The 13,165-nt window shown below is 53.9% G+C and carries 11 protein-coding genes; 2 read left to right on the top strand and 9 right to left on the bottom strand.

What is annotated here, in order from left to right:
* Positions 1-5 precede the first annotated feature (5 nt).
* The 9 genes from H0247_RS14980 to H0247_RS14940 all read right to left on the bottom strand — a co-directional run bounded on the left by H0247_RS14980 (position 6) and on the right by H0247_RS14940 (position 9,922).
* Complete coding sequence (locus H0247_RS14980) at positions 6-1,463, bottom strand: M20 family metallopeptidase (protein ID WP_180743250.1); 1,458 nt, start codon at positions 1,461-1,463, stop codon at positions 6-8.
* 94 nt (positions 1,464-1,557) lie between these two features.
* Positions 1,558-2,427 carry a transporter substrate-binding domain-containing protein gene (locus tag H0247_RS14975; RefSeq protein WP_180743249.1) on the bottom strand — a complete coding sequence of 290 codons (870 nt, stop codon included), beginning with the start codon at positions 2,425-2,427 and terminating at the stop codon, positions 1,558-1,560.
* Between the two features lie 78 nt (positions 2,428-2,505).
* Positions 2,506-3,270: an ABC transporter ATP-binding protein gene (locus tag H0247_RS14970; protein WP_180743248.1), complete on the bottom strand. Its 765-nt coding sequence runs from the start codon at positions 3,268-3,270 to the stop codon at positions 2,506-2,508.
* Positions 3,267-4,001, bottom strand: coding sequence for an ABC transporter permease (locus H0247_RS14965; RefSeq protein WP_015841972.1), 735 nt, complete (start codon positions 3,999-4,001; stop codon positions 3,267-3,269). The genes H0247_RS14970 and H0247_RS14965 overlap by 4 nt, the downstream gene beginning before the upstream one ends.
* Positions 4,001-4,717: an ABC transporter permease subunit gene (locus H0247_RS14960; protein WP_180743247.1), complete on the bottom strand. Its 717-nt coding sequence runs from the start codon at positions 4,715-4,717 to the stop codon at positions 4,001-4,003. Before H0247_RS14960 ends, H0247_RS14965 begins: the two co-directional genes overlap by 1 nt.
* 487 nt (positions 4,718-5,204) lie before the next feature.
* Entirely contained in the window at positions 5,205-6,584 is a 1,380-nt protein-coding gene (cysG, locus tag H0247_RS14955) for a siroheme synthase CysG (RefSeq protein ID WP_180743246.1), read from the bottom strand.
* An 81-nt stretch (positions 6,585-6,665) separates the two neighbouring features.
* Complete coding sequence (gene nirD, locus H0247_RS14950) at positions 6,666-7,034, bottom strand: nitrite reductase small subunit NirD (RefSeq protein ID WP_180743245.1); 369 nt, start codon at positions 7,032-7,034, stop codon at positions 6,666-6,668.
* On the bottom strand, positions 7,031-9,583 hold the full coding sequence (nirB, locus tag H0247_RS14945; protein ID WP_180743244.1) for a nitrite reductase large subunit NirB: 2,553 nt from the start codon (positions 9,581-9,583) through the stop codon (positions 7,031-7,033). Before nirB ends, nirD begins: the two co-directional genes overlap by 4 nt.
* 54 nt (positions 9,584-9,637) lie before the next feature.
* Positions 9,638-9,922 (bottom strand): hypothetical protein, encoded by a 285-nt coding sequence (locus H0247_RS14940; RefSeq protein WP_219606764.1) that lies wholly within the window; start codon positions 9,920-9,922, stop codon positions 9,638-9,640.
* Positions 9,923-10,208: 286 nt separating this feature from the next.
* Here H0247_RS14940 and H0247_RS14935 point away from each other — a divergent pair, with 286 nt between their 5' ends.
* The gene (locus H0247_RS14935; RefSeq protein ID WP_180743243.1) at positions 10,209-11,363 is read left to right on the top strand and encodes a mandelate racemase family protein; all 1,155 of its coding nucleotides are present in this window, start codon (positions 10,209-10,211) and stop codon (positions 11,361-11,363) included.
* Between the two features lie 98 nt (positions 11,364-11,461).
* On the top strand, positions 11,462-13,072 hold the full coding sequence (locus H0247_RS14930) for an ABC transporter substrate-binding protein (protein ID WP_039466339.1): 1,611 nt from the start codon (positions 11,462-11,464) through the stop codon (positions 13,070-13,072).
* Positions 13,073-13,165 lie beyond the last annotated feature (93 nt).

The following is a 13,165-nucleotide window of genomic DNA, read 5'->3' as shown; positions in this document are numbered from 1 at the left end:
CACCCTTACCCCCGTGGGATAGGCGGAAACACGTCGTCTGGAATCGGGTTCTCAAACGGTGTCTGCTGCAATCTTTCCTGATGGTCGGCTTTTGCCTGTGCAACCAGTTCCGGCGTGACCAGCAGATCGATAGCCAGTGAGGCCATCGCTTTCGCTGCATACTCCGTGCCTTTGTGTGCGGCCCCAGTTTTCCCCTGTGCGACCAACTGCCATGAATGTGCAGGCGTGCCGATGGCATAAGTCGCGCTGCGGATTTGCACGGTTGGCACAACCCAACTCACCGTCCCCACGTCGGTAGAGCCGATGAAGGCGTCATTCGGGCTATACAGCGGATAAATTCCGTCATGCAGCGTTAAACCCGGCTGCGGTTTGACGCCGAAACGCGCATAGGATTCGGCAATGTCTTCGGCGCTCAGCGCGGTCTGGAACATCGCTGCCATTTTGCGGTCTTCGTCATCGAACGGTATCGGGCCGAGTGCCAGCAGATGTTCGTGCATACGCGCTTCCAGCGGCGGGTTTGCCAGCAGATTAGCATCACCGCTAATCACTTCGCTGCTGACTTCGGTTTCTGTCATCAGCGCCGCGCCCTCGGCAATTTTCTTCACGCGCTTAACCAACTGGTGCAGTTCCGGCAACTGACGTGCCCGTACGAGGTAACGCACGGTGGCGTTGGCCTGAACGACGTTTGGAGCGTGGCCGCCGCTGTCGGTAATCGCATAGTGGATGCGGGCAGAGGACGGCATGTGTTCGCGCATGTAATTCACGCCAACGTTCATCAGTTCCACCGCATCCAGCGCACTACGTCCCAGATGAGGGCTGCTGGCGGCATGAGCGGCACGACCTTTGAAGTAAAAATTCAGTTCATTACAGGCCAGTGAGACTGGGCTGTTGACGCCGGTGAAGGTCGCTGGGTGCCAGCAGAGGGCGATATCGACATCGTCAAAAACGCCTTCCTTGACCATAAAGCCTTTGGACGATCCGCCTTCTTCCGCAGGGCAGCCGTAAAAGCGTACGGTTCCGGCCAGTGCGTGCTTTTGCAGATAATCTTTCACTGCTGTCGCCGCCTGTAGCGCCGCAGTACCGAGCAGATTGTGCCCGCAACCGTGGCCATTGCCACCGTTTTCCAGCGGCTTCGGCTCAGCGACATTCGCCTGTTGGCTCAGGCCTGGCAGCGCATCGTATTCACCCAGAATGGCGATAATCGGCAGACCTGCGCCGAATTCTCCCAATAGCGCGGTGGGCATACCGGCGATGCCTTTCGTCAGGCGGAAGCCTTCTGCTTTCAGGATGGCTTCGTGCTGTGCCGCCGAACGATGCTCTTCGTAGTTCAGCTCCGGCGTGTCCCAGATGCCGTCGCTCAGCGTACAGAACTGTTGTCGCTTGGTGGCAATCAGATCGCAGATTTCTTCCACGTTCTGGCGATTAACGGCCGGAAGCGTTCCTTCATTGTGTGTTGCATTCATGCGTGGTGTGCTCGTTTGATTTCTTTGATGGCATTGGCGAGAGGCGTGTCACAGCCAGTTAGCCATGACACGCGATTCTGCGATTGGGAGACACTCAGAGTGGAGTGGTGTCCATGCCGAACCATTTTTCGCTCAGCTTTCTGATGGTACCGTCTTGTTTAGCCTGATCGATCGCCTTGTCGAACATGGCTTTCAGCTCAGGATCGCTTTTGCGCAGGCCAACGGAAGAACCGCTGCCCAGAATGCCGCCGATGAACTGTGGCCCAGGCATCACGATGTTCTCATTGCCTGGCTTTTCCGTTGTACTCTTCAGGTACGGCGCGGAAGCGATGACCAGATCCACACGGCCAGCTTTCAGATCCAGATCGTGTTCTTGCGTGGTTTTATATTCGCGTACTTTCATCACGCCTTTCATGTACTTATCCAAAAAGGCGCTGGCGATAGAGGCGGACTGTACGCCGATGGTTTTGCCTTCCAGCAGCGGTTTCAGCTTCTCAACTTCTGCCTGTGCTTTCGCTTCATCTGCGGGTTCAATAGAGAAACGCACGCCCGCGTCTGGGAAATCTTTGGCGAGTGAGCTGGATTTCAGCACGGCAAACGTCTGCCCTGACTGTGTGTACGGCTGGCTGAAATCGATCACTTCACGACGTTTTGCCGTGGCGGACATACCCGCGATGATCGCGTCATATTTACCCGCGTTCAGCGCAGGAATCGCGCTGGCGAAGGGCTGAACCATGATCTCGCATTTCACCTGCATGTTGTTACACAGCACTTTGTACAGTTCGATCTCCATGCCATCCAGCGTGCCGTCTGGTTTGGTGAAGTTATACGGGTGGTAAGCGCCTTCGGTCGCGATGCGGACGGTCGTCCATTTTTTCTCTTCCGCTGAGGCGGTGAAGGAAGCGGCCAGCGTTCCTGCCATACACAGCGAGCAGGCGAGCAGAGTGAGTTTTGATTTGATCATTGGTGTGTTCTCCCGGCGTTTTATGTCGTTATATTTTGTTTATTTCCCACCACTGTGACGATAGTGGTGGGGTTGTGTTTACCAACTGGCAATAAATTGCCGGAAACGTGCCGACTGACTGGCGGTGAAAACGTGCTCCGGCGTTCCCTGTTCTTCAATTTCCCCCTGATGGAGGAAGACGATACGGTTGGAGACTTCGCGGGCAAAATCCATTTCGTGGGTCACGACCAGCATGGTCATCCCTTCGTCTGCCAGCGTGCGCATGACGCGTAGCACTTCGCCGACCAACTCTGGATCAAGTGCGGAGGTCGGTTCATCGAACAGCATCACTTTGGGTTCCATCGCCAGCGCGCGGGCGATCGCGGCGCGCTGCTGCTGTCCGCCGGACAAATGCGCAGGATAGTAGTGGCGTTTATCGGCCAGACCGACTTTCTCTAACAGCTGCTCGGCGTGCTCTACGCACTCCGCCTGTGGACGCTTTAAGACGTGCACGGGCGCTTCGATGATGTTTTCCAGCACGGTCTTGTGTGACCAGAGGTTAAAATTCTGGAACACCATACCCAACTGCGTACGAATTCTGTCGATCTGTTTGGGGTTCGACGGACGGTTCTGCCCTTTGCGGTTCGGCTTCATTTCAATCGCTTCCCCGCCGACGAGAATCTCGCCCTGATCGGGAAGCTCCAGCAGATTGCTACAGCGCAGTAGCGTCGATTTGCCTGAACCGGACGATCCCAGAATGGAGAGGACTTCCCCCTGATTGGCCTCAATAGAAATCCCTTTCAGGACGTCCAGAGAACCGAAGCTTTTATGAATGTTGCGCAGGCTAATGGCGGGTGTCGTCATTGCAGGTCTCCCAATTTCTTAATTTTTTTCGCTGCCGGTTGCGCACCCGGCGCACGGAGATGAGGGGTAAGCGTAAATTCTGTCCACATCAGTAAACGGGTCAGAATAAGGTTAATAAACAGATAAATAGCGCCGGCGACCAGGAACACTTCGAGCGCCCGGTAGGTTTCCGCGATGAGACGTGCAGCGATCCCGGTGATTTCCATCAGCGTGATGATGGAAGCCAGCGAGGTCGATTTGACCATCGAGATCAGCTCGTTGCCGTAAGCAGGGAGCGCCTGACGGATCGCCAGCGGGAACACGATCCGCTTGAAGATCATGAACGACGGCATGCCACAGGCGCGTGCGGATTCGATCTGGCCTACCGGAACGGACTGCAATCCGCCACGGATAATCTCGCAGGCATAGGCGCCGGTACACAGGCTGAGCGACAGCAGGGCGCACCAGTGAGGTTCCCGCAGGAATGGCCACAGTATGCTCTCCCGAATCCACTGAAATTGCCCCAGCCCGTAGTAAATCAGGAATAGCTGCACCAGCAGCGGCGTACCGCGGAAAAACAGCACGTAGGTTCGTGAAATCGAGCGCAGCACGGCAAAGGATGACAGCTGCATCAATGCCAGCCCTAACGCCAGAAAGAAGCCCAGAAAAACCGAGCTGACGGCCAGTTGCAGGGTCAGCGGAATACCGGGAATAATCTCCAGAAACGTGTCATACAGAAAAGGAAAATCCATCAGCGTTTCACACCCCGGGAATAATGAGACTCAGCACGGCGCATAATCCAGCCGGAACAGATTGAGATAGCCAGATACAGCAACGCGGCCGCCATGAAGAAATCAAACGGTTTGCCGGTAGAGCCCGCGCCAGTTTGCGCCTGCGTCAATAGTTCAGCGACGCCGGTAACGGAAACCAGCGCAGAAGTTTTCAGCACCAGTTGCCACACGTTGCCGAGTGGAGGAATCGCGTGGCGCAGCAGAAGCGGAATGATGATGCGGCGCAGGCGCAGTAGCGTTGGCATACCGCAGGCTTTGGCGGCCTCAATTTCCCCTTTGGACACGGCGTAGAAGGCACCGCGGTAGACTTCCGTCTGCTGCGCGCCAGAGGAAATGCCGACGGCAATTACCCCAGCGAGGAAGCCGGGAAAGCCAAAGAACTCATTGCTGCCAAACAGTTTGGCGAGCAGGGTTAACGCAGAGCTGCCACCGAAATACAGCAGGTAGATGATGAGTAGATCGGGGACGCCACGGATAAGCGTTGTGTAGCCATCTGCCAGATAGCGAACGGGGCGATTGCCGCAAATTTTGGACCAGGCACCGATCGTGCCGATCACCGCCCCCAGCAGAAAGCCACCGATCGCCAGCGCGAGCGTCATTCCTGCCCCGATGAGTAATAATTTCCCCCAGCCCTGTTCACCAAAACTGATGAGATGCCAGAAAGTAACGTCTTCCACAAGTGACTCCAAACTGCTTGCTTATTGTTCTGCTGGGCAGAACTGTTTTTGTGATGAGAGGACTACATACTCCGTTCAGGAACGCGAGTAGAAATACGTAATGACGCGATGTATCACCTTTCGGTATGGACTCATTCGATGAGGCACTAATGTCGAAAAACCACGATGACTTGACGATGAAATCGGTTCGATAGGAACGATTCAGAGGTCGTGCCGCGAATCTATTAGAAAGCTAAGCAATAGTCGGGCCACGTTTTACGTAAACGATTATTGATTATTTATTCATATAGCCTGCTTATTAATGGATTTTGTTTTAGTCAAAATAAGGCAGACGTGGCCTGTGGTAAAGCATTAAAGTGACATTTTGTAAGGGAGCATGTCCAAAATAGTGCATTGTTATGCTATTTGATGGGGCGTTGCATTATGATGGTGCATACCCGCTATCCGGTAGAACGGATAGCGGGTATGCCGAGAGATAGGGAGAGGATTATGCTGTCTGGTCAGGGAACCAGCTCAATTTTTCCCGCAGCCCGACAACGTCGCCGATGATAATCAAACTCGGGCTGCTGGCCTGTTGTGCTAATTCGCGCAGTTGGGAGAGCTGTCCAGTCAGAACGCGCTGTTTGGTTGAGGTACCGCTTTCGATAATCGCGACAGGCACGGTTTCCGGTAACTGCTGTTCGATGAGCTTACTTTGAATGTGCTCAGCCTGCTGAAGCCCCATGTAAAACACCAGCGTTTGTTTTTCTGCTGCAAGGCTGGACCAGTCCAGATCGGTGTCGTGCTTGACGTGCCCGGTGATCAACCTGACGCCCTGCGAGTGATCGCGATGGGTGAGCGGGATACCGCTGTAGGCTGAACAGCCCGAGGCGGCGGTAATACCGGGCACGACAGAGAACGGCACGCCCGCCTGTTGCAGGTACTCCAGCTCTTCGGCGCCACGGCCGAAGATAAAGGGGTCACCGCCTTTCAGCCGGACGACGCGATGGCCAGCCCGTGCCTTTTCTTCCAGCAACTGATTGATTTGCTCCTGAGGAACGCTGTGATAGCCAGATGCTTTACCCACGAAGATGCGCTCGGCGTCGCGGCGTGACAGGTTGAGAACCTCTTCCGAGACCAGCCGATCGTAAACGACGATGTCGGCCTGTTGTAGATGCTGTAGGCCTTTCAACGTCAGTAATCCCGCGTCGCCAGGCCCTGCGCCGACCAGCGTCACTTCGCCTCTGTCATCCAGCGGGGCGGAGAAGAGCAGTTCCGTCAGTTGTTGAACGCTTTGGCTATTTTCATTGGCCAGCGCCTGCGCCAGCCGATCGTGGACGAAGAATTTTTCCCAAAAGCGACGGCGTGCGCTCACATTGCGAAATCGGTTTTTTACCCGGCTGCGCAGGTCGCCTGCGAATGCCGCCAGCTTACCGAGATGTTGCGGCAGAATACTTTCCAGCTTTTCCCGCAGCAGTCGTGCCAATACCGGCGCGGCACCGCCAGAAGACACGGCGACCATCAGAGGTGAACGGTCGATGATCGACGGCATAATGAAGCTAGCGCGCTCTGGCGAATCGACGACATTGCAGAAGATCCGACGCTCGCTGGCGCTGGCATAGACATGGTTATTTACGTCCTGATCGTCAGTGGCGGCAATCACCAGCCATACCTCGTCCAGCAGCGTAGGATCGAAAGTACCGTGTACCAGCGTTAATTGCGCATCCTGCTCCCAGGCCCGAAATTGATCGTTAAAATCGATCGCGTTGACGGTAATGACTGCGCCAGCGTCCAGCAATAGCCGGGCTTTGCGCTCGGCGATTTCACCCCCTCCCACCAATAGACAAGGTTTATCGTGGAGTTGACAGAATATTGGCAGGTAATCCATGTAACGCCTCTTGAACACGCAGATTTTCTTGAAAAATCAAATGGGGTTGTGCCCTGTGGTCACAGGGCATCGACCATTTCATTAAGGTAATGGTTGGCTATTATCAACCGCAATATCACGTTCTGCGATGGATATTTGCACATGACCGTTGGTTACCTGAGCATCATATGCCGCGACAGAATAGGCTCCATCCTCCAGACAGAAGCCATCATAGAGGCGAAAATGCTGTTTTTTCAATGGGCTTGCTACCCAAAGCTCCTCATGATGTTCGGCCAGTATGCCACGGCTTAAGACGCTAGCCTGCGCGAATGGATCGATATTGCTGATGGCGTAAACTTGCTCGTCGTTACGAGGCCGGAACACGGCGATTTGCTGCTGTTCGACGAGTGCGCAAACGCCGGTGCCGGGCAGGATGTCGTCTAACTTACATACGGTTGTCCACTGGCTCATGCGTTTTCCCCCTCCAGTTCAATTTGTTTCACCGGAATACGCTCTGCAGGGCGTGCCGGACGATGTTGTTGACGTTCACTGACCATTTGCACGTTTGGGTCACGTTCTGGGCTGTTAATGAAGTGGGTAAAACGTTTCTGTGCTTCCGGGGATTCCAGCGTCGCCTGCCATTCACAGACATAGCCTTCGCGCAGCCGTGCGATATCGGATTCAAGTTGATCGTTAATGCCCAGTTTATCTTTCACAATCACGTTGCGCAGATAGTCGATACCGCCTTCGAGATTATCCAGCCAGACGGAGGTTCGCTGGAGCTTATCGGCTGTGCGGATATAGAACATCATGAAGCGGTCCAGATAGCGGATGACCGTTTCGCGGTCTAAGTCGGCTGCCAGCAGGTCGGCGTGGCGCGGTTTCATCCCGCCATTGCCGCATACATAGAGGTTCCAGCCTTTTTCGGTGGCGATAATCCCCACGTCCTTACCCTGTGCTTCTGCACATTCCCGCGTACAGCCGGAGACGCCAAATTTCATTTTGTGTGGGGTGCGGATGCCTTTGTAGCGGTTTTCCAGCTCGACGCCAAAGCCCACGCTGTCGCCGACGCCAAAGCGGCACCAGGTGCTGCCGACGCAGGTTTTTGCCATACGCAACGCCTTGGCGTAAGCGTGTCCGGTTTCAAACCCGGCTTCGATGAGCCGAGCCCATACGTCCGGCAAATCGTCTTTCTGCACGCCAAATAACGCCATGCGCTGAGAGCCGGTCATTTTGGTGTACAGGTTATATTGCTTCGCGATGCGACCGATGGCGATCAGACCATCCGGTGTGATTTCTCCGCCTGCGGAGCGTGGGATCACGGAGTACGTGCCGTCTTTTTGGATGTTGCCGAGGAAGTTATCGTTGGAATCCTGTAGCGGCGTGTGCTGTGGTTTGAGCACGTATTCATTCCAGCAGGAAGCCAGCAGGGATGCCACGGTCGGTTTACAGACCTCACAGCCGTAGCCTGAACCGTGTTTCTCCAGCAGTTGATCGAACGTTTTGATTTTCTCGATTTGGATCAGGTGGTACAGCTCCTGGCGCGAATAGGCGAAGTGCTCGCACAGGTGATTATTGACTTCAATCCCCTGTTTGCTGAGTTCCGCATTCAACACCTGCGTGATCAGCGGGATACAGCCGCCACAGCCCGTACCGGCTTTGGTGGTTTCCTTAATGGCCGCAACGGTGTGACAGCCGCCGTTAATCGCTTTGATGATGTCGCCTTTGGAGACGTCGAAGCAGGAGCAGATTTGGGCGCTTTCTGGCAGCGCATCGACACCCAGCGTTGGTTTCGCACTGCCAGCGGACGCAGGAAGAATCAGTGCTTCGGGGGAATCCGGCAGCGGGATTTTGTTCAGCATGAATTGCAGCAGGTTGCCATAATCCCGCGTGTCGCCGACCAGTACGGCACCGAGCAGCGTTTTATTGTCGGCGCTGACGATCAAACGTTTGTAGGTTTCTTTGTTTTCATCCAGCCACATGTAGCTGCGGGAACCTGGCGTATGGCCGTGTGCGTCGCCAATCCCGCCGACATCGACACCCATCAGCTTTAGCTTGGCGCTCATATCAGCACCCTGGAAGCGGTTTTCATGGCCTAACAGGTGATCGACGGCAACCTGCGCCATCTTGTAGCCGGGCGCGACCAGACCGAATGGTCTACCTTGCCAGGCGGCACATTCGCCGATGGCGTAGACATCGGGATCGGACGTCTGGCACCAGTCGTTAATCGCGATACCGCCGCGTGGACCAATTTCCAGCGCACACTGGCGCGCCAGTTTGTCCTGCGCGCGGATGCCGGTAGAGAACACAATAAAATCGACTTCCAGCGTGCTGCCGTCGGCAAACACCATCGTTTTGCGGCTTTCCAGTCCGGAATGCTGGATGGCCTGCGTATTCTTGCTGGTGTGTACGCGCACACCCATGTTTTCAATCTTGCGTTGCAGCAGAGTGCCACCCTGCGCATCCAGCTGTTCGGCCATGAGCACGGGGGCGAACTCAATAACGTGCGTTTCCACGCCGAGGTGTTTCAGGGCGCCTGCCGCTTCCAGACCTAACAGGCCCCCACCGATCACCGCGCCGCGTTTACTGCGGCGGGCGCAGTTTTCGATGGCGTTGAGATCTTCAATGGTGCGGTAGACAAAACAGTCTTGCCCGTTTGAGCCTTTAATAGCAGGGATCCAAGGGTAGGAGCCGGTGGCCATGATGAGCTTGTCGTAATACACGGTACGACCGGAATTGGAGTGAATGGCTTTTTCACTGCGGTTGATGGTGATGGCGCGTTCACCGAGCAAGACGTTAACGCCATTTTTTTCGTAATAGCCTTCGCGTACTAAGGAAAGCTCTTCTACCGTGTGGTGCGCGAAGTAAGAAGAGAGGTGGACACGATCGTAGGCGACACGGGGTTCTTCACAAAAAACGGTAATCTCGTAGGTGGACGTTGGGGCCTTATCCAGCAACTCTTCGATAAAACGGTGGCCGACCATCCCGTTACCGATAACAGCGAGTCTGATTTTGTTCATTTTTGCCTCAAAATTGCTTTTTCTGAGGTTACCTTATCGCTCCAGAGGGGATGCTTATTGATGTGCATCAAATAGTCTTTTATATACTACTTTATGAGTATCTTTATGATTTTGTTTGTTTTTTATTAAGTCTTGGTTTTTGTTGGAGTTTTTGGGACTGGCAAAAATGGGATCTATAGCACGCTTTTGGTCAGAAGCCGACTGATTAGCGGCCAATCCGCTATCAGCATAATCGTCCTCCTCGTTAATCATTCGTGCGCCTGTGCTGCTTAAAAATAAAACTAAGGAATTATCCATTTGTTTAATAAGGATATGAAATTTTCTGGTGATAGCGCTCACAGATTTATGTGCGATTGCACAATTATCGGCGACATAATTTCGTCATATGGAAGAAATTGCCTAATGACTAACGGCGTAACAACCTTAATAATTGAAAATAAAACGCCATTTTTTTTTAATTAGCATGATATTTCTATTCTGTGACAGTGATCGACTTATAAGGTCGTACCAGAGAGATAGGCGCTTTTTATCTACTCGTCCCGACACCGTCATTACCGTTATTCTTTAATTATTTAGTCGCAAATCTTGTACATGAGTTGTGTTAAACATCAAGGCAGGTAACAACGTGAAAATAGAATCAATTGATGTCACCGTCTTCACTTATCCCACACGCCGGGTTTCCGACAGTGCGGGTCATTCACACCCAGGGCCTGAAAATCAGGCGAAGATGGCGCTGTTAACCATCACGGCAGATGACGGCCAAAAAGGTTACGCTTTCGCGCCGCCGGAAGTGATCCGTCCTCATATTGTTAATGCGTTCTTCCGCAAAGTGCTGATTGGGCAGAACCCCTTCGACCGTGAACGCCTCTGGCAGGATCTGGTGCATTGGCAACGCGGTAGCGCCAACCAACTGACCGATCGCGCGCTGTCGATTGTGGAGTCCGCATTGTGGGATCTGCAAGGCCGCGTGCTGAACATGCCGGTGCACAAACTGCTCGGCGGCTATCGTGAAAAAGTCCCTGCCTACGGCAGCACCATGTGTGGTGATGAGCTGGAAGGTGGCTTATCGACGCCAGAAGAATACGGCCAGTTCGCCGAAAAGCTGGTGCAGCGCGGCTATAAAGCCATCAAGTTGCACACCTGGATGCCGCCAGTATCGTTCGCGCCAAGCCCGAAGATCGACGTGAAAGCCTGTGCCGCAGTACGCGAAGCCGTCGGCCCGGACATCTGCCTGATGCTGGATGGCTACCATTGGTACAGCCGTAGCGATGCGCTGTATATCGGCCGTGAACTGCAAAAGCTCGATTTCACCTGGTTTGAAGAACCGATGGAAGAACAGAGCATGGCGTCCTACAGCTGGCTGACCAAGAGCTTGGATATCGATGTCATCGGGCCGGAAAGTCTGTCAGGCAAATACTTCAGCCGTGCTGACTGGGTTAAAGAAGGCGCATGCGACATTTTACGCGCGGGCGTGCAGGGCGTGGGCGGTCTCTGGCCGTGTATGAAGGTCGCTAGCCTGGCGGAATCCTTCGGTATGGACTGCGAAGTTCACGGTAACGGTGCGCCAAACCTTAACGTCGTTGGGGCGATCAAAAACTGCCGCTGGTATGAGCGCGGTCTGCTGCATCCTTTCCTCGATTACGACGAACCCGCAGCGTATCTGAATTCGATTGTCGACCCGATGGATGACGAGGGCTTTGTGCATCTGCCGCAACGTCCAGGGCTAGGAGAAGATATCAATTTTGATTGGATTGAGGAGCATACCCTGAGTAAAGAATAACTGTTGTATGAATGGTTTTTTGTTCGATCTGAAAGATAGCCTTACCTAAAAAATAAAAAGTTGTCGTCTTCCATGCTCCCACACCTTGGAGAATAACGATGAAAGCACGAGCAATACTCCGTACCCTGCTGTTAGGTTCACTCTGCATGGCCGCGACGCCGGCCATTCTATCGGCAAAAACGCCTGACGATCAGCTGATTGTCGGGATGAATATGAACAACATGCTCTCACTCGATCCGGCCGCCATGACCGGTAACGAGGTGGTGGGCATTATCGTCAACCTCTATGACTCGCTGGTGGTGCTGGATCCTGCCAACCTGAGTAACATTCAGCCTTCTCTGGCGAAAAGTTGGAGTGTCAGTGATGACGGTAAGGTCATTACTTTCAATCTGGTGGATAACGCCAAATTCCACTCCGGTAACCCCGTCACGGCGCAAGACTTCGCCTGGTCGATGAAGCGTCTGCTTAACCTCAACATGGCGCAAGCGACGACGTGGAAATCCTACGGCTTCACCGCGGAAAACGTGGAGAAAATGATCCGTGCCAAAGACGCGCACACCGTTGAAATCGAACTGCCAAAACCGAACGACCCAAAACTGGTGATCTACTCGCTGGCAACGCTGGGTAGCGGCTCGGTGCTGGATAGCAAAACGGTCATGCAGCATGAGAAAAACGGCGACTGGGGTAACGGCTGGTTGACCACGAACGAAGCAGGTTCTGGCCCGTTCAAGCTAGATGTGTGGCAGGCGAAAGACGTGCTGCGCATCAGCAAAGTTGAGAACAATTGGCAGGGCGATGCGAAAATGCGTCGCGTGATTTTCCGTCACATGACTGAATCACAGGCGCTGCGCCTGATGATTGAAAAAGGCGATATTGACGTGGCCTCTGGCATGTCGGTGCCGGATATCAATGCCTTGAAACAAGATAAAGACGTGGTGGTTGATGAGGTGCAAAAAGGCACGCTGTACTACGTTGCCATGAGCCTGAAGAACGAATACTTCGCCAAACCGAAAGTACGTGAAGCGGTTCGTTACCTGATTGATTATGACGGCGTTAATAAGACGGTGATGCCTGGCTATGGTTTCTATCATCAGCGTCCTATCCAGAAAGGAATGGATGCGACGTTGCCGGATCCTGGCTACAAGCTAGACGTGCCACGCGCCAAGGCACTGCTGGCCGAAGCGGGCTACCCGAATGGATTTGAAACCACGCTGCGTGTTCTGTCCGACCAGCCGTTCCTGAATCTGGCGACATCGGTACAGTCCACGCTGGCACAGGCGGGCATCAAAGCCAAAATCATCTCCGGCACCGGTAATCAGGTTTACGGCGCAATGCGCGATCGTAACTTTGATATGCTGGTTGGCCGCGGCGGTGGCGGCGTCGATCCGCATCCTCACTCCAGCCTGCGTTCTGTTGTCTATAACCCGGATAACAGCGACGAAGCCAAGCTGACCAACTTCCAGGGCTGGCGCACCTCTTTCTACGACAAACCGCTGAACGACATGATCGATCAGGCGCTGTTGGAGAAAGATCCTCAGAAACAGAAGCAGATGTATATCAACGTGCAGAATCGTTATGAAGAACTGTTCCCGGCCATTATTCCGGTGTCGCAGATGATCGATTCTGTGGTGTTGCGTAAGGACGTGAAAGGCTATGTGCCGCATCCGTCTTCTACGACGCATCTGCGCGAGGTATATAAGCAGCGCTAGTGTCCACACGCTAAACGGGATGATTAGCCGACACTTCCCAGCTAATCATCCCGATCAGATACGTTAAAAAGAGATAACCGCGTGAGTGGTGAT

This window comes from Pectobacterium sp. CFBP8739, assembly GCF_013449375.1.
Lineage (GTDB): Bacteria > Pseudomonadota > Gammaproteobacteria > Enterobacterales > Enterobacteriaceae > Pectobacterium.
This window is presented reverse-complemented; position numbering and strand designations above follow the sequence as displayed.

Bases quoted from the DNA above. Each gene is read 5' to 3' on its own strand.
- H0247_RS14965 (WP_015841972.1), bottom strand. From the start codon at position 4,001: ATGGATTTTCCTTTTCTGTATGACACGTTTCTGGAGATTATTCCCGGT.
- H0247_RS14980 (WP_180743250.1), bottom strand. From the start codon at position 1,463: ATGAATGCAACACACAATGAAGGAACGCTTCCGGCCGTTAATCGCCAG.
- nirD (WP_180743245.1), bottom strand. From the start codon at position 7,034: ATGAGCCAGTGGACAACCGTATGTAAGTTAGACGACATCCTGCCCGGC.
- nirB (WP_180743244.1), bottom strand. From the start codon at position 9,583: ATGAACAAAATCAGACTCGCTGTTATCGGTAACGGGATGGTCGGCCAC.
- H0247_RS14970 (WP_180743248.1), bottom strand. From the start codon at position 3,270: ATGACGACACCCGCCATTAGCCTGCGCAACATTCATAAAAGCTTCGGT.
- H0247_RS14975 (WP_180743249.1), bottom strand. From the start codon at position 2,427: ATGATCAAATCAAAACTCACTCTGCTCGCCTGCTCGCTGTGTATGGCA.
- H0247_RS14930 (WP_039466339.1), top strand. From the start codon at position 11,462: ATGAAAGCACGAGCAATACTCCGTACCCTGCTGTTAGGTTCACTCTGC.
- cysG (WP_180743246.1), bottom strand. From the start codon at position 6,584: ATGGATTACCTGCCAATATTCTGTCAACTCCACGATAAACCTTGTCTA.